17 protein-coding genes and 2 pseudogenes are annotated in these 17,571 nt (G+C 62.9%); 17 read left to right on the forward strand and 2 right to left on the reverse strand.

Going from position 1 to position 17,571, the window contains the following annotated elements:
- Positions 1-119: 119 nt before the first annotated feature.
- Complete coding sequence (locus B3N48_RS22610) at positions 120-995, reverse strand: LysR family transcriptional regulator (protein WP_296187507.1); 876 nt, start codon at positions 993-995, stop codon at positions 120-122.
- Between the two features lie 106 nt (positions 996-1,101).
- On the opposite strand from B3N48_RS22610, the gene B3N48_RS22615 reads away from it, so the two are divergent.
- The 3 genes and pseudogenes from B3N48_RS22615 to B3N48_RS26970 all read left to right on the forward strand — a co-directional run bounded on the left by B3N48_RS22615 (position 1,102) and on the right by B3N48_RS26970 (position 3,820).
- Positions 1,102-1,542 (forward strand): VOC family protein, encoded by a 441-nt coding sequence (locus B3N48_RS22615; protein WP_296187508.1) that lies wholly within the window; start codon positions 1,102-1,104, stop codon positions 1,540-1,542.
- Positions 1,543-1,927: 385 nt separating this feature from the next.
- Positions 1,928-2,962: pseudogene (locus tag B3N48_RS26965) on the forward strand (HAMP domain-containing protein); the annotation flags it as partial.
- 93 nt (positions 2,963-3,055) lie between these two features.
- The gene (locus tag B3N48_RS26970) at positions 3,056-3,820 is read left to right on the forward strand and encodes a methyl-accepting chemotaxis protein (RefSeq protein WP_414704272.1); all 765 of its coding nucleotides are present in this window, start codon (positions 3,056-3,058) and stop codon (positions 3,818-3,820) included.
- 452 nt (positions 3,821-4,272) lie between these two features.
- On the opposite strand, the gene B3N48_RS22625 is transcribed toward B3N48_RS26970, so the two are convergent.
- A complete protein-coding gene (locus B3N48_RS22625) occupies positions 4,273-5,061 on the reverse strand; it encodes an alpha/beta hydrolase (protein WP_296187510.1) in 789 nt (262 codons plus the stop codon).
- A gap of 453 nt (positions 5,062-5,514) precedes the next feature.
- Between B3N48_RS22625 and phnC the strand changes: the two genes are divergently transcribed.
- From phnC to B3N48_RS26975, 14 genes and pseudogenes are all read left to right on the forward strand, one after another.
- The gene (phnC, locus tag B3N48_RS22630; protein WP_296187512.1) at positions 5,515-6,348 is read left to right on the forward strand and encodes a phosphonate ABC transporter ATP-binding protein; all 834 of its coding nucleotides are present in this window, start codon (positions 5,515-5,517) and stop codon (positions 6,346-6,348) included.
- A gap of 59 nt (positions 6,349-6,407) precedes the next feature.
- Complete coding sequence (gene phnD, locus B3N48_RS22635; RefSeq protein ID WP_296187513.1) at positions 6,408-7,412, forward strand: phosphonate ABC transporter substrate-binding protein; 1,005 nt, start codon at positions 6,408-6,410, stop codon at positions 7,410-7,412.
- 78 nt (positions 7,413-7,490) lie between these two features.
- Positions 7,491-8,279 carry a phosphonate ABC transporter, permease protein PhnE gene (phnE, locus tag B3N48_RS22640; RefSeq protein ID WP_296187514.1) on the forward strand — a complete coding sequence of 263 codons (789 nt, stop codon included), beginning with the start codon at positions 7,491-7,493 and terminating at the stop codon, positions 8,277-8,279.
- 39 nt (positions 8,280-8,318) lie between these two features.
- A complete protein-coding gene (phnF, locus tag B3N48_RS22645) occupies positions 8,319-9,023 on the forward strand; it encodes a phosphonate metabolism transcriptional regulator PhnF (RefSeq protein WP_296187515.1) in 705 nt (234 codons plus the stop codon).
- Between the two features lie 14 nt (positions 9,024-9,037).
- Complete coding sequence (phnG, locus tag B3N48_RS22650) at positions 9,038-9,505, forward strand: phosphonate C-P lyase system protein PhnG (protein ID WP_296187516.1); 468 nt, start codon at positions 9,038-9,040, stop codon at positions 9,503-9,505.
- Positions 9,505-10,122 carry a phosphonate C-P lyase system protein PhnH gene (gene phnH, locus B3N48_RS22655; protein ID WP_296187517.1) on the forward strand — a complete coding sequence of 206 codons (618 nt, stop codon included), beginning with the start codon at positions 9,505-9,507 and terminating at the stop codon, positions 10,120-10,122. Before phnG ends, phnH begins: the two co-directional genes overlap by 1 nt.
- Positions 10,122-11,195 carry a carbon-phosphorus lyase complex subunit PhnI gene (locus B3N48_RS22660; protein ID WP_296187519.1) on the forward strand — a complete coding sequence of 358 codons (1,074 nt, stop codon included), beginning with the start codon at positions 10,122-10,124 and terminating at the stop codon, positions 11,193-11,195. The genes phnH and B3N48_RS22660 overlap by 1 nt, the downstream gene beginning before the upstream one ends.
- Positions 11,192-12,079 (forward strand): alpha-D-ribose 1-methylphosphonate 5-phosphate C-P-lyase PhnJ, encoded by an 888-nt coding sequence (locus B3N48_RS22665; RefSeq protein WP_296187520.1) that lies wholly within the window; start codon positions 11,192-11,194, stop codon positions 12,077-12,079. Before B3N48_RS22660 ends, B3N48_RS22665 begins: the two co-directional genes overlap by 4 nt.
- Positions 12,076-12,891 (forward strand): phosphonate C-P lyase system protein PhnK, encoded by an 816-nt coding sequence (phnK, locus tag B3N48_RS22670; RefSeq protein ID WP_296187522.1) that lies wholly within the window; start codon positions 12,076-12,078, stop codon positions 12,889-12,891. The genes B3N48_RS22665 and phnK overlap by 4 nt, the downstream gene beginning before the upstream one ends.
- Positions 12,892-12,913: 22 nt before the next feature.
- Positions 12,914-13,645: a phosphonate C-P lyase system protein PhnL gene (gene phnL, locus B3N48_RS22675; protein ID WP_296187524.1), complete on the forward strand. Its 732-nt coding sequence runs from the start codon at positions 12,914-12,916 to the stop codon at positions 13,643-13,645.
- Positions 13,639-14,802, forward strand: a complete 1,164-nt coding sequence (locus tag B3N48_RS22680; RefSeq protein WP_296187525.1) for an alpha-D-ribose 1-methylphosphonate 5-triphosphate diphosphatase — start codon at positions 13,639-13,641, stop codon at positions 14,800-14,802. The genes phnL and B3N48_RS22680 overlap by 7 nt, the downstream gene beginning before the upstream one ends.
- Positions 14,802-15,383, forward strand: coding sequence for a phosphonate metabolism protein/1,5-bisphosphokinase (PRPP-forming) PhnN (phnN, locus tag B3N48_RS22685; RefSeq protein WP_296187527.1), 582 nt, complete (start codon positions 14,802-14,804; stop codon positions 15,381-15,383). Before B3N48_RS22680 ends, phnN begins: the two co-directional genes overlap by 1 nt.
- Positions 15,374-16,123, forward strand: a complete 750-nt coding sequence (gene phnP / locus B3N48_RS22690) for a phosphonate metabolism protein PhnP (protein ID WP_296187528.1) — start codon at positions 15,374-15,376, stop codon at positions 16,121-16,123. The genes phnN and phnP overlap by 10 nt, the downstream gene beginning before the upstream one ends.
- A 395-nt stretch (positions 16,124-16,518) precedes the next feature.
- Positions 16,519-17,142, forward strand: a pseudogene (locus tag B3N48_RS26975) (PDC sensor domain-containing protein); the annotation flags it as partial.
- Positions 17,143-17,571 lie beyond the last annotated feature (429 nt).

Genomic DNA, 17,571 nt, shown 5'->3' on the forward strand with positions numbered 1-17,571 from the left:
CCTGTGGGAGTGAGCTTGCTCACGAAGAGGTCTTCAGGCGAGTCGCGTTGCGATCATGTAATGCTGCGCATTCCGAGCGATCTCACCCCCACAACAGCTAGCGCTATATCCAGTTGAGGCTAAGCCCGGCTGGGCTGGGAAAGGTTCAGACAGTCGCGAAACAACCGCTGCAACGGCAGTTGCCGGTTGCCATGTCGCATCACCACAGCCAGTTCGCGATAAAAGGTCAGCGCGCCAAGGTCGATGACCCTGATCTGTGTCGCACGCTCCAGCCAAAGCCCGGCCCTTGGCACCAGCGACACCCCTAATCCTGCCTCGACCATCCGAACAATCGCATCCACTTCGTCCAGCTCCAGTCCCGCATGGGTCTCGATCTTCTGTTCGCGAAGGAACCGGGTCACCTGCCGTCCGCCAAACGAATGCCGGTCGTAGCGCACGAAACGCTGTTCGCGAAGTAGCTCAAGCGGGTCGTCTCCTTTTATGGAAGCGGGGGCGATGAGCACGAACGGCTCACGCTCAATGACCTCAAGGTGCAATTCCTTGGGCAGCGAGAACGGCGGGCGGATCAGGATCGCCACGTCAACTTCCCCGGCATCGACCCGGTTCAACAGTGTCTGCGACACACCGGGCACCACCTTGGCTTCGACCGTGGGCGCCTGGGTGTTCAACTGCACCAGCGCGGCGGGCAGCAGCCCGGTCTGGACGGTCGCGATGGCGCCGATCAGTAACTCACCGTAGTAGCCGTCCTCGGCAAATGGCGCGGCCATGCGTTCGAACCGATCGACGATGTCCTGCGCCATCGGCAACGCACGCTGCCCGGCAGCGTTGAGCGTGGCGCTGCGCCCACTGCGGTCGAACAGCGGCGTACCCAAGGCTTTTTCCAAGGTTCGGATTTGTGCGCTGACCGCTGACTGGGTCAGGCCGATCTGGTTGCCCGCCGCCACAAAGGTGCCCAGGCGCTGAACGGTGAGAAAGGTTTTCAGCTCGCGAATCATGGCAACTCACTGATCGAAATTATTGTGGCTCGGCGCGAAAATTATGATCTTTCAATCAAGGAATCAATGGGTAAGATGACCCATCCCGCAAACAGGAACACCGACCGTGACCGCAACCACCCGGACCATCTCCCCCTTTCATCTCGCCATCCCCGTATACGACCTCGCGGCCGCGCGACACTTCTACGCTAGCGTATTCAACTTGCCGGAAGGTCGCTCCAGCGATCACTGGGTAGACTTCGATTTCTTCGGCCATCAGCTGGTGATCCATGAACACCCGAAAACCGACTCACAGGCCCATGCGGGCAGCAACGCGGTCGATGGCCACGATGTACCCGTGCCGCATTTTGGCGTGGTGCTTGGCTGGGAAGAATGGGAGGCACTGGCGGACCGCCTGCAGGGACAGGGCGTCAAGTTCGTGATCGAGCCGTACGTGCGCTTTAAAGGCCAGGTGGGGGAGCAGGCGACTATGTTCCTCTTCGACCCCTGCGGCAATGCGCTGGAGTTCAAGGCGTTCAAGGACATTGGGCAGTTGTTTGCGAAGTAAGGACGTCCAGGTTGGTGTCAAGCTGCGCAATCAGTACAGGTGCGCGCTTGCCCGCGATGGCGGTCTGTCAGTGACAAATGTGCTGCCTGACATAACGTCATCGCGGGCATGCGCGCCTACAACGAAAGGGTATGTTTAACCGACAATTGGATCCCGCTTAAACCCTGTTAGATGAATATCTGCGCATTAACGAGTTGTTCTTCCCGCGTCTGAAAAGTGACCGATAAGTTTCCTCGACGATCGGTCTCAACTCCTTTCCTTATCGGCCGAAGTATTTATCAGGCCGCGTCTTCCCTTTCTCCGCTTAACCCCGTAAAAAGCCCGGCGCGCGCCTGACCGGCTGCGCATTCCCGTCGCTGTCATTCCTGGTTATGGACACAATCGTATGATCAAAAGTCTGGGTTTCAGCAGAAAGATCCTGCTGGCCGCTGCACTGATAGTTATTGTTGCTTTTACCTGTTTTATCCTGGTGAACGATTTTCGCCAGCGTGAAACCCTGAAGAACAATGTCAATGCCGAATTGCAACAACTGGGAAGTCTGACCACGCAAAACATTCAAACCTGGCTGGACAGTCGTACCCAACTCCTCAACTCCATGGCCCAGCAAGTCGCGGCGGACGGGCCTTCGACAAACAGCCTGCAACGGATCGTCGGCCTGCCGGTGTACGGTGACAATTTCCAGCTGAGCTACTTTGGCGGCAAGGATGGCGTGATGTTTTCAGTCCCGGCCGGTAACCGCGCCGCCGATTACGACCCCCGCGCCCGGGGTTGGTATAAAGCGGCCGATGCGGCCCAAGGCATGATCGTGACCGAACCTTACATTGCCGCTTCGTCCGGCAAACTGGTGGTGACGCTGGGGACGCCGGTGCGCCAACAGGGCCAGATGATTGGAGTCGCGGGGGCGGACATTGCCCTGGATGCCATCAGCAAGACCATCAACTCGCTGAACTTCGGCGGCCATGGTTACGCCTACATCGTCAGCGCCGACGGCAAGATTCTGGTGCACCCAGACAGCAAACTGCTGCTCAAGAATGTCAGCGAGGCCTACCCGAACGGCGCGCCGAAAATCGCGCCAGGGGTGTACCAGATCGAATCCGGCGGCAAGCCGCAGTTCATCTCGTTCACCAAAGTCGAAGGCCTGTCCTCGGCCAATTGGTACGTGGCGCTGGTACTGGATCAGGAAACCGCTTATTCGATGCTCAGCGAATTCCGCTCGTCGGCCATCACCGCGATGGTGATTGCCGTGGCGATCATCATGGTGTTGCTGGGGCTGTTGATTCGTCTGCTGATGCAGCCGCTGCACCAGATGGGCCGCGCCATGCAGGACATCGCCGACGGCGAGGGCGACCTGACCAAGCGGCTGTCGATTGTGTCCCACGACGAATTCGGTGCGCTGGCGATGTCGTTCAACCGGTTCGTGGAACGTATCCACGGCTCGATTCGTGAAGTGGCGTCCACAGCCGGGCAGTTGGGTGAAGTCGCGGCCCGCGTGGTCGGCGCGTCCAACTCGTCCATGGGCAATTCCGACCAGCAGGCCAGCCGCACCAGCAGCGTGGCCGCCGCGATCAATCAACTCGGCGCGGCAGCGCAGGAAATCGCCCAGAACGCGGCGTTGGCATCGCAGCACTCCAGTGAAGCCACGCAGTTGGCCAGCGAAGGTCAGGGCGTCGTGACCCAGACCATCAAGGCGATGAACCAACTGTCGGACAAGATCAGCGAATCGTGCGTGAACATCGAGACGCTCAATGCCAAGACCGCCAACATTGGCCAGATTCTGGAAGTGATCACCGGTATTTCTCAGCAGACCAACCTGCTGGCGCTGAACGCGGCCATCGAAGCGGCCCGTGCCGGTGAGGCGGGTCGTGGTTTCGCAGTGGTGGCGGACGAGGTGCGTAACCTCGCGCACCGCACGCAGGACTCGGCGCAGCAAGTGCAGGGCATGATCGAGGAGCTGCAAGTCGGCGCCCGAGATGCGGTGGCCAACATGACCGAAAGTCAGCGTCAGAGCGAGAGCAGCGTGACCATCGCCAACCAGGCCGGCGAACGCCTCAACAGCGTCACCCGCCGCATCAGTGAAATCGACGGCATGAACCAGTCGGTGGCGACGGCGACGGAAGAGCAGACGGCGGTGGTCGAGTCGATCAACGTCGACATCACCGAAATCAACACGCTGAACCAGGAAGGGGTCGACAACCTCAAGTCCACGCTCGACGCCTGTACCCACCTTGAGCATCAGGCCGCGCGGTTGCAGCATCTGGTGGGGACGTTCCGGATCTGATGAAGGCGTTCGTCTGCGAGGCTTGCGTTGCCTGAACCCTCGCTTCGCGGCCGTCGTCCCTCCGGCGGCTCCTACAGGATCGGCGGCGTAATGAAGTTCCCAGACTCGGCGCTGAATCTGTAGGAGCAGCCGGAGATTCGATGGCGGTGTGTCAGACGATGCAACGTTGCCTGAACCCTCGCTTCGCGGCCGTCGTCCCTCCGGCGGCTCCTACAGGATCGGTGGCGTGCGGAATTTCCAGACTCGGCGCTGAATGTGCAGGAGCAGCCTGAGATTCGATGGCGGTGTGTCAGACGACGCAACGTTGCCTTAACCAGCGCTTCGCGGCCGTCGTGCCTCCGGCGGCTCCTACAGGATCGGCGGCGTAATGAAGTTCCCAGACTCGGCGCTGAATCTGTAGGAGCAGCCGGAGGCACGACGGCCGCGATGGCGGTGTGTCGGCGATCGAGATTTCAAGGTTGCTCTGACAATCCAGCGGCCCTGCGCAGCCCCAGGTGCAAGGCGGTATTGAACATCTGCCCATGATTTCTGCCGTTGAACAGCTGGTAGCTGGCGTCGGTGCCTGGCAGTTGCGCGAGGTGTTCGGCCAGTAAGCGGTTGGCATCACGGGGCACGGCTGACATGGCTTTTCTTCTTTCCGGCGAGCCGCCATCGAATTGCGCGATGGGCGGCTTGCCTTCCCGTTCGCCTTTGACCAGTCGCACCGTGCGCGTGGTGCCTGCGGGAAAGGTCGCGAGCGCCATGCCGTTGTCGAACGTGATCGGCTGATACCAAAGCGAGGCGCTGGCGGCGATCCAGGTCTGGAACGCCTGGGGTTCCTCGAACAACGCGTACAGCACGAACAGCCCACCAAACGAGTGACCCCACAACGTTTGCCGCTGGGGGTCGACGCCGTAGCGCGCCTGCACATCGGGCTTGATCTGGCCCTCAATCGCATCGAGAAACGCCTTCGAGGTGTCGCCGGTGTAATCCCGCGTGCGCTGTTCGCCGTCGTAAGTGCCCTCAATGTCGTAGCCGATCATCACCAGCAGCGGCGGGGCACCGGCGTTCAATTCGCTTAGCCAATCGTCCTGCAGCTCGGCCATGACGTTATTGCCGTCCAGCAAATACATCATTGGATAACCCGACGCAGGTGGCGCCGTGCGCGGGATGCCGATGTCCAGGCGGTAATGCCGCAGATGGTCGGGGGAGTCGATGTTCAGACGTTCGAAGCGGTAATGAGCAGAGCCGGTTTCAGCCAAGGGGTGGGTCTCCCGACCGTGGGCGGCTGCCAGTAAAGGAAGCACGCTAAATAGCAAAACGAGCGGATTAACCCAGTTCATACGGGCACTCTCAGCATGGGTGTTGTCCGCCCCAAGCCTTCGCGAGCAAGCGAAGGCGTCGGGGCAGTGAAAAAAAAGATTCATACAGGCAGGCCCCGCATTCGCTGGCGACGCTATGCCAATCCCTTTCGACTTGTCTAGCCATCGCCCCCTCACACTCAGCGTTTTCGGCAAACATGTCGACAAAAACGCGGAAACTTTCACATAAAACCGTCAATGAACTGTTATCCGACGTTCATCCGCGATTCATGGAACTGCCACATGGCGGCCCTAATGTCAGTCGCACCGAGCACGCTTCAGGACGGGTCGGGCGGTTCTACCACCACGTCTGGCACGACGCCGGAGCACTGAAGACAGACAAGAGAAGCCCCCATGAACGCAGCTATCCATGTCGACCGTTTGAACAAGACATTTGCGCGCAAGACCGCATTGGTTGACCTCGCATTGTCTATACAACCCGGAGAAATGGTGGCGCTGATCGGCGCTTCCGGGTCGGGCAAATCCACGCTGTTGCGACACTTGGCCGGACTTGCCTGCTGCGATCGCAGCAACGGCGGCAGCGTCCGTGTGCTGGGTCGCGAGGTTCAGGCGTCGGGCCGCCTCAATGGCCAGGTGCGACGACTGCGTGCCGACATCGGCTACATCTTTCAGCAATTCAACCTGGTCAATCGCCTGAGCGTGCTGGACAACGTCCTGCTCGGCTGCCTGGGTCGCATGCCGCGCTGGCGTGGCAGCCTCGGGATGTTCAACGCCGAGGAAAAAGCCCGCGCCATGGCCAATCTCGAGCGCGTTGGCCTCGTCGACTTCGCCGGTCAGCGTGCGTCGACCTTGTCCGGCGGTCAGCAACAACGGGTCGCCATCGCTCGCGCCTTGACCCAACAGGCCGAGGTCATTCTGGCCGACGAACCCATCGCCTCACTGGACCCCGAGTCCGCCCGCAAAGTCATGGAAATCCTCGCTGACATCAATCGCCAGGACGGCAAGACCGTGGTCGTCACCCTGCATCAAGTGGACTACGCCGTGCGCTATTGCCCACGGGCCGTGGCGCTCAAGGGTGGCCGCATTCATTTCGACGGTAATGGCGCCGAGCTTAACGGTCAGTTCCTTAACGACCTCTATGGTGCCGATGCCGACGCCAGCCTGATGTTCGCCGATCAGGGCCGCAATCCCGGCCAGCCCCAGCGCTTGGCGCTGGCCCGGGCCTGATGGTTCATCACACAACACCACTCACAACAACACCCCAACTCACGTTTCAGGAGCTCTCCATGTTGAACCGTATCGGTCGCGTGTTCGCGTCTGTCGCTGTCGCCGCTGGCTGCCTGATGGGCACCGCGCAGGCGGACGAAAGCACCCTCAACTTCGGCATCATGTCCACCGAGTCGTCGCAAAACCTGAAAAGCGTCTGGCAGCCGTTCCTCGACGACATGTCGAAAAAAACCGGTCTCAAAGTGAACGCGACGTTTGCCTCCGACTATGCGGGCCTGATCCAGGGCATGCGTTTCAACAAAGTCGACGTGGCGTGGCTTGGCAATAAAGCCGCCATGGAAGCCGTGGACCGTTCCGGGGGCGAAATTTTCGCCCAGACCGCCGCTGCCAACGGCGCGCCGGGCTACTGGAGCCTGATCATTGCGCGCAAGGACAGCCCGATCAATTCGGTCGACGACATGCTCAAGCACGCCAAGGAACTGACCTTCGGCAATGGTGACCCTAACTCCACCTCGGGTTACCTGGTGCCCGGCTACTACGTGTTCGCCAAGAACCATGTCGACGCCGCCACCGCCTTCAAACGCACCCTGAACTCCAGCCACGAAGTCAACGCCCTGAGCGTCGCCAAGGGCCAGTTGGACGTCGCCACCTTCAACACCGAAAGCATGGACCGCCTGGAAGTCACCCAGCCAGAAAGCGCCGCCAAGCTCAAGGTGATCTGGAAGTCACCGATCATCCCGGCCGACCCGATGGTCTGGCGAAAGGGCATGTCCGACGCGACCAAAAACAAGGTTCGTGAGTTCTTCGCCACCTACGGCGACACCGACGAAGAGAAGGGCGTGCTGAAGAACATGCAAATGGGCAAGTTCCTCAAGTCCTCGGATGACCAGTTGCTGACCATCCGCCAGCTGGAGCTGTTCAAACAAAAAACCGAAACCACCGCCAGCACCAGCCTCAGCGCTGATGAAAAAGCGACGAAGCTCAAAGAGATCGACGCCGGCCTGACCCAGCTGCAAGACCGCATCACCGAGCTGGAAAAGCAGAACACCGCCAAGGCGGGTTGATCGACTAACCGGCTGATCGGCAGGCGCGGTGGCCAAACCGCCGCGTCTGCTGCAACCCATAGATACCGGGACTCTGTCATGAACACTCATGCTGTATACGCTGACCCCGTCGGCAAGCGCACCTGGCCGCAATACCTGGGCTGGGGCATGTTCTTCGCGATGATGGCCTGGGCCTGGCACGGCGCCGAGATGAACCCGCTGGCGCTGGTCCGCGACTCCGGCAACATGGCGACCTTCGCCGCCGACTTCTTCCCCCCTGATTTCCATGAGTGGCGCGCCTACCTGCAAGAGATGATCGTCACCGTGCACATCGCCTTGTGGGGCACGTTGCTGGCGATCGTCTGCTCGGTGCCGCTGGGCGTGCTGTGCGCCGACAACATCACCCCGTGGTGGATTCACCAGCCGTTGCGTCGGGTCATGGATGCCTTCCGCTCCATCAATGAAATGGTCTTTGCGATGCTGTTCGTGGTCGCGGTGGGTCTCGGGCCGTTCGCCGGTGTTCTGGCGCTGTGGATCAGCACCACGGGTGTTCTCGCCAAGCTGTTCGCCGAGGCCGTGGAAGCCATCGATCCCGGGCCGGTGGAAGGGGTGCGCGCCACCGGTGCCAGCGCCTTGCAGGAAGTGATCTTCGGGGTCATCCCGCAAGTCATGCCGCTGTGGATCTCCTACGCCTTGTACCGCTTCGAATCCAACGTGCGCTCGGCGACGGTGGTGGGCATGGTCGGCGCCGGCGGCATCGGCGTGATCCTCTGGGAAAACATCCGCGCCTTCCAGTTCACCCAGACCTGCTCGGTGCTGCTGGTGATCATCGTGGTGGTCAGCGTCATCGACATCTTCTCCCAGCGCCTGCGCAAGCAGTTCATCTAACGATCACGACAGGAGAGGGTGCGAACCCTTTTTTTAGCCATGCACTTGTCTAGACAATCAGCGCCCGTCTACAGAGCACTCGCCGACACCCTGCGTCACGAGTTGAACCACTACATCGCGGGGGAATTCCTGCCTGCCGAAACCCAACTGGCCGCGCGTTTCGACGTCAATCGCCACACCGTGCGTCGCGCCATCGATGAACTGGTGCGCGAAGGCAGTCTGTTGCGCCGCCAGGGCAAAGGCACTCAGGTGCTGGGCCGACCGCTGGTGTACCCGGTGGCCGCCGAGAGCGCCTACAGCCAGTCGTTGTCGGCCCTGGGTCACGGCGTCGAGGCGGTGCTGTTGCAGCGCCGTCACTGCGTCGCCACCCGCGAAGAGGCCGAACACCTGGGCCTCGAAGAACACGCGCCGCTGATCGAACTGCAAACCCTGCGCCGTCTCGACGGCCAGCCGGTGAGCCTGATCCGCCACCGCTACTGCGCCAGCCGCGCCGCGCTGGTGGCCGATTACAAGAGCGGCTCGGTGCGCCAGCACCTCGCATCCCGCGAGCTGCCGTTGACCCGCACGTTCAGCCTGATCGGCGCCCGGCTGCCCAGCCGCGAAGAGGCGAGCGTGCTGCTGATGCCGCGTCATTTGCCCGCGCTGACCGTGCTCACCCTTTCCCGCGATGCCGACGGACACCCGGTGGAGATTGCCCATTCCACCAGCCGCTCCGACCGCTTCCAGTATCAGATCGTCACCTGATGGAGATGCCCTCGATGACTGCTTCATCCGCTTTCACCACGCCGCCCGAACACGCCGCGCGTCAGCATTGGATCGGCGTGTTGTCCCGCACGCAACGCAAGGATTTGCAGCCTCACGAAGACGCCCTGCGCGACGTCGAGTATCAGCTGATCCGCGCCCCTGAAATCGGCATGACCCTGGTCCGTGGCCGCATGGGCGGCAGCGGGGCGGCGTTCAACCTCGGTGAAATGACCGTGACCCGTTGCGTGGTGCGCCTCGGCGACGGTCGCACCGGTTACAGCTACCTGGTGGGTCGCGACAAGGCCCACGCCGAACTCGCCGCGCTGGCCGACGCCCATTTGCAAGGCGCGCAACAGGCCCACTGGCTGCGTGAATTGATCGAACCGCTGGCCAAGGCCCACGCCGAACGCCAGTCCCAACACCACGCCGACACCGCCGCGACCAAGGTGGATTTCTTCACGCTGGTTCGAGGAGAAAACTGATGAACACGACGCTCGCCACCGCTTCGCTTTTACAGCCAGCTTTCGCCGACCCGGTGCTGGACGCCCAACGCAGTTTCCGCGCCGCCCTCAAGGCCCTCGCCGGACCGGGCGTGGCCCAGAGCCTGTCCTCGGCGCAGATCCCGCCGCACCTCGAAGGCCTGGCTTCTGCCAGTCACGCCCTGTGCCTCGCCTTGTTGGACGTCGACACGCCGCTATGGCTCGCGCCTAAGTTCGACACCCAGGCCATTCGCGCCAACCTGACCTTTCACTGCGGCTGCCCCATCGTCAGCGACCGGCAGAACGCGCGCTTCGCCCTGCTCGACGACAGCCAGCTCCACGACTTGAGCGGCTTCGACCTGGGCAACGATCGCTACCCCGATCAGTCCTGCACGCTCCTGGTCCAGTTGCCGAGCCTGCAAGGCGGTCGCCAGTTGGCGTGGCAAGGCCCAGGCATCGAAAGCAAGAACCACGTCAGCCTGCCGTTGCAGGACGCCTTCTGGGCCGAGCGCAGCGCACGCAACGATTTTCCCCGTGGCATTGACGTGTTCTTTGTTGCGGGCAGCGAGCTGATGGGGCTGCCACGCAGCACCCACGTCCTGTCGAATGGAGGTGTCTGATGTACGTTGCCGTGAAGGGTGGCGAACAGGCCATCGACAACGCTCACGCGCTGCTGGCGAAAAAACGCCGGGGTGATACTGGCGTCGCAGAGTTGGGCGTCGAGCAGATTCGTCAGCAATTGCCCCTGGCCGTCGCGCGGGTGATGACCGAAGGTTCGCTGTACGACACCGAACTCGCCGCGCTGGCGATCAAACAGGCGGCGGGCGACCTGGTGGAAGCGATCTTCCTGCTGCGCGCCTACCGCACCACGCTGCCGCGCTTCGCCGCCAGCCTGCCCATCGACACGTCGGCGATGCAGATCAGCCGTCGACTGTCGGCAACCTTCAAAGACGTACCCGGCGGCCAATTGCTCGGCCCGACGTTCGACTACACCCATCGCCTGCTGGATTTCACCCTGTTGGCCGAGGGCGAGTTTCCCGGTCCGCAAACTCGTCCTGACGCCACCCTCGAAGCCTGTCCTCGAGTCTCGGGTCTGCTGGCGAAAGAAGGCTTGATCAAGGACGAACCGGACACCGGCGCACCGATCGCCGACATCACCCGCGAGCCGCTGGAATACCCGGCCAGCCGCGCCGAGCGCTTGCAAGCACTGGCCCGGGGTGACGAGGGCTTCCTGTTGGCACTGGGCTATTCGACCCAGCGCGGCTATGGCCGCAATCACCCGTTCGCCGGGGAAATTCGCGTCGGTGAAGTCGAGGTCTGGATCGAGCCGGAAGAGCTGGGTTTCCCGATTGCCATCGGCGCCATCGAAGTCACTGAATGCGAGATGGTCAACCAGTTCGTCGGCTCGTCCACCGAGCTGCCGCAGTTTACCCGCGGCTATGGCCTGACCTTCGGCCACGCCGAGCGCAAGGCGATGGGCATGGCGCTGGTAGACCGCTCGCTGCGCGCGGGTGAATACGCCGAAGAAATCGTCTCCCCCGCACAGCAGGAAGAATTTGTCCTCGCCCACTGCGACAACGTCGAAGCCTCGGGCTTCGTCTCGCACCTGAAACTGCCGCACTACGTGGACTTCCAGGCCGAACTGGAGCTGATCCGCAAACTGCGCACGCCTTCCAAGGAGTCGGCCCAATGAACGCCGCCACTGACCCTCGACAGCAGCCCCGTCCTCCGCGCGACGAGGCGTACAACTTCGCCTACCTGGACGAACAGACCAAACGCATGATCCGTCGCGGCCTGCTCAAGGCCGTGGCGATTCCCGGTTACCAGGTGCCGTTCGGTGGCCGTGAGATGCCGTTGCCTTATGGCTGGGGCACCGGCGGGATGCAGCTGACGGCGGCAATTCTCGGCGCCGAAGACGTGCTCAAGGTCATCGACCAGGGCGCCGACGACACCACCAACGCCGTGTCGATTCGCCGTTTCTTCGCCCGCACCGCTGGCGTCGAGACCACCGAACGCACGCCCGACGCGACGATCATTCAGACTCGTCACCGCATCCCTGAAACGCCGCTGCACGCCGATCAGATCATGGTCTATCAGGTGCCGATTCCCGAGCCGTTGCGCTTCATCGAACCCTCGGAAACCGAGACCCGAACCATGCACGCACTCAACGATTATGGCGTCATGCACGTCAAGCTCTACGAAGACATCGCCACCTTCGGCCACATCGCCACGGCGTATGCCTACCCGGTGACGGTGGACGAGCGCTACGTCATGGACCCGTCGCCGATCCCGAAATTCGATAACCCGAAACTCGACATGAGTCCGGCGCTGATGCTGTTCGGCGCCGGTCGCGAGAAGCGTCTGTACGCCATTCCGCCCTACACCCGCGTCACCAGCCTGGACTTTGATGATCACCCCTTTGAAGTGCAGAAATGGGCGCACAACTGCGCCATCTGCGGCAGCCACGACTCGTTCCTCGACGAGCTGATTCTCGACGACCAGGGCACCCAGAGTTTTGTCTGTTCGGACACCGATTACTGCGCGCAACGGGTCAACGAGGGGAGGGCAACACCATGATCGCGGCCAGACACCTGCAACCGGAGGCGATCGCTGATCGCACCCGCCCGCTGCTCAAGGTCAACGGCCTGAGCAAACTGTACGGCCCGGAGAAGGGCTGTCAGGACGTCAACTTCGAGCTGCACCCCGGGGAAGTGCTGGGCATCGTCGGCGAGTCCGGTTCGGGCAAGTCGACGCTCTTGTCGCTGCTCAGTGGCCGCTGCCCGCCCGACAGCGGTGTCATCGATTACCGCGACACGCAAGGTCAATGGCTGGACCTCTATAGCGCCAGCGAAGCCCAGCGCCGGACCTTGCTGCGCACCGAATGGGGTTTTGTCGAACAGAACCCCCGCGACGGCCTGCGCATGGCAGTTTCGGCGGGCGCCAACATCGGCGAACGCTTGATGGCTCAGGGCGTGCGCAATTATCAGCAACTGCGGGCGGCAGGATTGGACTGGCTGAATCAGGTCGAGATCGACCCGGCGCGCATCGACGACCTGCCGCGGACCTTTTCCGGCGGCATGCAGCAGCGTTTGCAGATCGCCCGCAATCTCGTGTCCGGCCCGCGCCTGGTGTTCATGGACGAGCCCACCGGCGGCCTCGATGTGTCGGTGCAGGCGCGCTTGCTCGACCTGATGCGCGGCCTTGTCCGTGAGCTGGACCTGGCGGTGGTCATCGTCACTCACGACCTCGCCGTGGCCCGGCTGCTGGCCGATCGGCTGATGGTGATGCGCCGTTCCCGCGTCGTTGAAACCGGGCTGACCGATCAGATCCTCGACGACCCGCAACACCCGTACTCGCAGCTGCTGGTTTCTTCTGTGCTGCAACCTTGATCGGACTTTTGGAGTGGCTTGAATGAACACGCTGATCGAGGTCCAGGACCTCTCGAAAACCTTCACCCTGCATCAGCAGAACGGGGTGGTGCTCAATGTGCTGCGCGGCCTGAATTTTTCGGTGCGCGGCGGCGAATGCCTGGTGTTGCATGGTCATTCCGGCGCGGGCAAAAGCACCTTGCTGCGCACGCTGTACGGCAACTACCTGCCTGCAGGCGGCAGCATTCGGGTGATGCACCAGCGCCAGTGGCTGGAACTGGTGGGTGCGAAACCCCGCGACGTGCTTGAGGTGAGGCAGCAGACACTCGGCTACGTCAGCCAGTTTCTGCGCGTGATCCCCCGTGTCTCGACCCTGGACGTGGTCATGGAGCCGGCGCTGGCCCGTGGCTGGAACCGCGAGGCAGCCAAGGCCCGCGCCGAACTGTTGCTGGCCCGCCTGAACATTCCGCAACGGCTGTGGCAACTGGCGCCGGGGACTTTTTCCGGCGGCGAGCAACAGCGGGTCAACATCGCGCGGGGCTTCATGGTGCCGTGGCCGGTGATGCTGCTCGACGAGCCCACCGCGTCGCTGGACGACAGCAACCGCGCGGTGGTGCTGGAGCTCATCAATGAAGCCAAGCACGCCGGTGCTGCATTGATCGGCATCTTCCACGACCGTCTGGCCCGCGAGGCAGTGGCCGACCGAGTGCTGGACATGACCCCGCAAGAGTTGCCCGACACACACCTGACCGCCAAGGAGTTGCAGCAATGCTGAACGAACAGATCCTGACCAACGCCCGCATCGTCACCGCCGATCAGGTGTTCACCGGCACCGTCGTCCTGCGTGACGGGCTCATCAGTGACGTGCAGACCGGCGTGAGCGCTGTGCCGCAGGCGCGGAATCTGGACGGCGATTACCTGCTGCCGGGCCTCGTCGAACTGCACACCGACAACCTGGAAAAACACCTCAGCCCGCGCCCCGGCGTGGACTGGCCGTCGGCCTCGGCGGTGATGAGTCACGACGCGCAGATCATCGCGGCGGGCATCACCACGGTGTTCGACGCGCTGTCCATCGGTGACGTCAACCCCAAAGGCAAGCGCATGCAGCAACTGCCAGGGATGGTCGAGGCCATCGCCAAGGCCAATGCCGCGGACATGACCCGCGCCGAACACCGCTTGCACTTGCGCTGCGAAGTCTGCCACCCGGACACCCTCAGCGTGTTTCGCGACTTGGTGGAGCAGCCGCTGGTGCAGCTGGTCTCGACCATGGACCATTCGCCGGGTCAGCGTCAGTTCGCCCTTGAATCCAAGTACCGTGAGTACTACATGGGTAAATACCACCTGAACAGCGAACAGATGGACGAATTCATCGTCGAGCAGGTCGCCAACTCGAAGATTTACAGCGACCGCTATCGCAAGGCCATCGTCGACATTTGCCTGGCGCGGGGCCTGTCGGTGGCCAGTCACGATGACGCAACGGTCGAGCATGTCGAGGAATCGGCGGGCTACGGGATGACCATCGCCGAGTTCCCGACCACCCTGGAAGCGGCGCAGGCCTGTCGGCGCCTGGACATGAACGTGTTGATGGGCGCGCCGAACATCGTCCGGGGCGGCTCGCACTCCGGCAACATCGCGGCGGCGACCCTTGCCAAAGAAGGGCTACTGGATATTCTCTCCAGCGATTACTATCCGGCGAGTCTGTTGCAGGCCGCGTTCACCCTCGGCGCGCAACTGGACGAAGATCAGCCGGAGATCGGTACGGGGCTGGCCAAAGCCGTCACCACCGTGAGCCTGGCGCCCGCCCGTTCGGCAGGGTTGCGGGACCGTGGCGAGATCCGCGTCGGCCTGCGCGCCGATCTGATTCACGCCCGTGCCGTGGGCAACCTGCCAGTGATCCAGCAGGTCTGGCGACAAGCGAAGAGGGTTTTCTGATGGCAGGCAGGTTGATCTATCTCATCGGACCGTCCGGTTCGGGCAAGGACAGCCTGCTCGAGGCTGCACGCGAACCGTTGGCCGCGCGCGGCTGCCGGATCGTGCGCCGGGTCATCACCCGTTCGGCGGAAGCCAAGGGCGAGGCGGCGCAGGCCGTCAGCGTCGAGCAATTCGCTGACATGCAGCGCCAAGGCGCGTTTGCCCTGAGCTGGTCCGCCAATGGTCTGCATTACGGGATTCCGAACGAGATCGATCAATGGCTCGCTGACGGCCACGACGTGCTGATCAACGGCTCGCGGGGGCATCTGCTTCAGGCTCGGGAACGTTATCCGGACCTGCTGGTGGTGTTGCTGAGTGTCGATCAGGTGGTCCTGCGCGAGCGCTTGCTGGCCCGGGGGCGGGAATCGGTGCAGGAAATCGAGGCCCGGCTGTCGCGCAACGCGCAGTTTGCCGATGGCCTGCTGAGCGCTACGGGGTCCGCGAGCGGTGCGTCGGTTCTGCTCCTGGACAACTCCGGCGCGCTGGAACAGACCGTCGGCCGCCTGCTGCAACGCCTCGACCGGGAACACGCATGCGCCTGACGTTACTGGGCACCGGCGATGCGCGGCAGGTGCCGGTTTACGGCTGTCAGTGCCCGGCGTGCGAAGCAGCCCATGCCGATTCACGCCTGCGCCGACGACCCTGTTCGGCGCTGGTCGAACTGGGCAATCAGCGCTGGCTGATCGACAGCGGCTTGCCCGACCTGACCGAACGTTTCCCGCCGCGCAGCTTCAGCGGCATTCTCCAGACCCACTACCACGCCGATCACGCGCAAGGGCTGCTGCACCTGCGTTGGGGGCAGGGGATGGTGATCCCGGTGCACGGTCCGGCGGACCCGGAAGGGCTGTCGGACCTGTACAAACACCCCGGCATACTCGATTTCAGCCAACCGTTCGCCGCGTTCGAGTCGCGAACGTTTGGCGCGCTCCAGGTGACGGCCTTGCCGTTGCTGCATTCCAAGCCGACGCTGGGCTATCTGCTGGAAGGCGGCGGACGGCGGATTGCCTACCTCACCGACACCGTGGGCTTGCCCGCAGACACCTTGGCCTTGCTGCAACAGCAAGCGCTGGACGTGCTGGTCCTCGACTGCTCGATACCCCCTCAGCCGCAGCCCCCGCGCAATCACAATGACCTGAACCTGGCCCTGCAGATCATCGACGCGCTGAAACCGCGCACCGGCGTGTTGACCCACGTGGGGCATACCCTGGATGCGTGGTTGATCGAGCACGGCAGTGAGTTGCCCGATCAGGTGATCGTGGCAAGGGACGGGATGCAGGTCTGACCCCTACAGCAGGCCATGGCGACGGAGTGCATGACCATCTGTCGCCCCCTCGGGTAATACGCGGGCTGGCATTCAACTTTTCCCTGGCATAGCCGTTGCAGAAGGATGCAAACCTGCATTTTTTTCGGAGTTAGACCATGCCCTTGATTCCCACCCGTATTGCCGGACGAATGACCCTGGGAATCCTGACATTGCTGGTCCTCACCGCTGTAGCGATTTTCGCGGTCATGACTCTCGGCGGCAAACCGCAGTTGGTGGCCGCCGGAACTGAGTCGGCCGAGCAATCAGCCAGCGCCATTACCCGCCAGCTGGCCTTGCCCTTGAGCCGTATTGAAGGCACAGCCGCTGCGATGGCGATGCTGGCCGAAACGCTGCCCCACGATGAAGCCCTGTTCATGAGCAACTTTCCCGGCCTGATCGACAGCCAGGGTGACGCCGCCATCGCCGGTGGCGGCCTGTGGCCTGAGCCCAACGCCTTTGCGCCGGGCACCGAGCGTCGCAGTTTCTTCTGGGCACGGAACGCCAGCAACAAGCTGGACTTTTCGGACGAATACAACCAGGCCGCGACGCCGCCGTACCGGGCCGAGTCCTGGTACACCGGGGCCAGGTCCGCGCCGGCCGGGCGGTGCGTCTGGTCCGATGCCTATCAGGACCCGGTCAGCGGCGTGGCCATGACCACCTGCAGCGTGCCTTACCGGGCGCAAGGTGCGTTCGCCGGTGTCGCGACCATCGACCTGAAACTCGACGGTCTGGCAGCCTTCCTCAAAGACAAAGGCGGTGTCACCGACGGCTATGCGTTTGCGGTCGACCCTTCCGGCAACCTGCTGTATTTCCCCGACGCCAAAGGCAGCAAGGGGCTGTTGACCATCACCGGCTTGAGCCAGGAGCAGCCTTGGCTGAAACCTGTGACGGATCAGCTCGCCAGCAACACCTCGGCACTCTCGACCCTAAGGCTTGAACACGATGGCCGACTCAACGGCCCGGCCTACGTCACGCTGGCGACCATGACCGGCACCGGCTGGCGCATCGGGCTGGTGACCCCTGAAGCACGGGTGGTCGGCCTGGCCAACCGCCTGACCGGGCAAATCCTGCTGTTCCTGCTGCCGCTGTTGGGCGTTTTGCTGGGCCTGGCATGGCTGGCGGGCAAGCGCCTGCTGACGCAACTGGAGGAAACCACCGCACAGATCGCAAGCCTGGGGCAGGGCGGGCACACCGATACGCAGCTGGCCATCGTGCGCGCCGACGAACTCGGCGCGTTGCGTGAGTCGGTCAACCGTTACGCCGGTTCACTGCGGGACATGCTGCACCGCATTGCCGAAGAGTCGGTGTCGCTGGAGCGCCAGGCGAACGATCTGGCCCAGCTGTCCCACGGCTTGGCCGAACGCGCCGAAGCCCAGCGCCAGGACAACACCCTGCTGGCCACCGCCATCACCGAGATGTCGGCCAGC

The sequence above is a fragment of the Pseudomonas sp. UBA1879 genome (assembly GCF_002338065.1).
Taxonomy (GTDB): domain Bacteria; phylum Pseudomonadota; class Gammaproteobacteria; order Pseudomonadales; family Pseudomonadaceae; genus Aquipseudomonas.

Coding starts and splice junctions, on each gene's coding strand:
- B3N48_RS22680 (WP_296187525.1), top strand. CDS start 13,639: ATGCTGAACGAACAGATCCTGACCAACGCCCGCATCGTCACCGCCGAT.
- phnF (WP_296187515.1), top strand. CDS start 8,319: ATGCACTTGTCTAGACAATCAGCGCCCGTCTACAGAGCACTCGCCGAC.
- B3N48_RS26970 (WP_414704272.1), top strand. CDS start 3,056: ATGGGCAATTCCGACCAGCAGGCCAGCCGCACCAGCAGCGTGGCCGCC.
- B3N48_RS22665 (WP_296187520.1), top strand. CDS start 11,192: ATGAACGCCGCCACTGACCCTCGACAGCAGCCCCGTCCTCCGCGCGAC.
- phnL (WP_296187524.1), top strand. CDS start 12,914: ATGAACACGCTGATCGAGGTCCAGGACCTCTCGAAAACCTTCACCCTG.
- phnC (WP_296187512.1), top strand. CDS start 5,515: ATGAACGCAGCTATCCATGTCGACCGTTTGAACAAGACATTTGCGCGC.
- phnE (WP_296187514.1), top strand. CDS start 7,491: ATGAACACTCATGCTGTATACGCTGACCCCGTCGGCAAGCGCACCTGG.
- phnD (WP_296187513.1), top strand. CDS start 6,408: ATGTTGAACCGTATCGGTCGCGTGTTCGCGTCTGTCGCTGTCGCCGCT.
- phnK (WP_296187522.1), top strand. CDS start 12,076: ATGATCGCGGCCAGACACCTGCAACCGGAGGCGATCGCTGATCGCACC.
- B3N48_RS22660 (WP_296187519.1), top strand. CDS start 10,122: ATGTACGTTGCCGTGAAGGGTGGCGAACAGGCCATCGACAACGCTCAC.
- phnP (WP_296187528.1), top strand. CDS start 15,374: ATGCGCCTGACGTTACTGGGCACCGGCGATGCGCGGCAGGTGCCGGTT.
- B3N48_RS22610 (WP_296187507.1), bottom strand. CDS start 995: ATGATTCGCGAGCTGAAAACCTTTCTCACCGTTCAGCGCCTGGGCACC.
- phnH (WP_296187517.1), top strand. CDS start 9,505: ATGAACACGACGCTCGCCACCGCTTCGCTTTTACAGCCAGCTTTCGCC.
- phnN (WP_296187527.1), top strand. CDS start 14,802: ATGGCAGGCAGGTTGATCTATCTCATCGGACCGTCCGGTTCGGGCAAG.
- phnG (WP_296187516.1), top strand. CDS start 9,038: ATGACTGCTTCATCCGCTTTCACCACGCCGCCCGAACACGCCGCGCGT.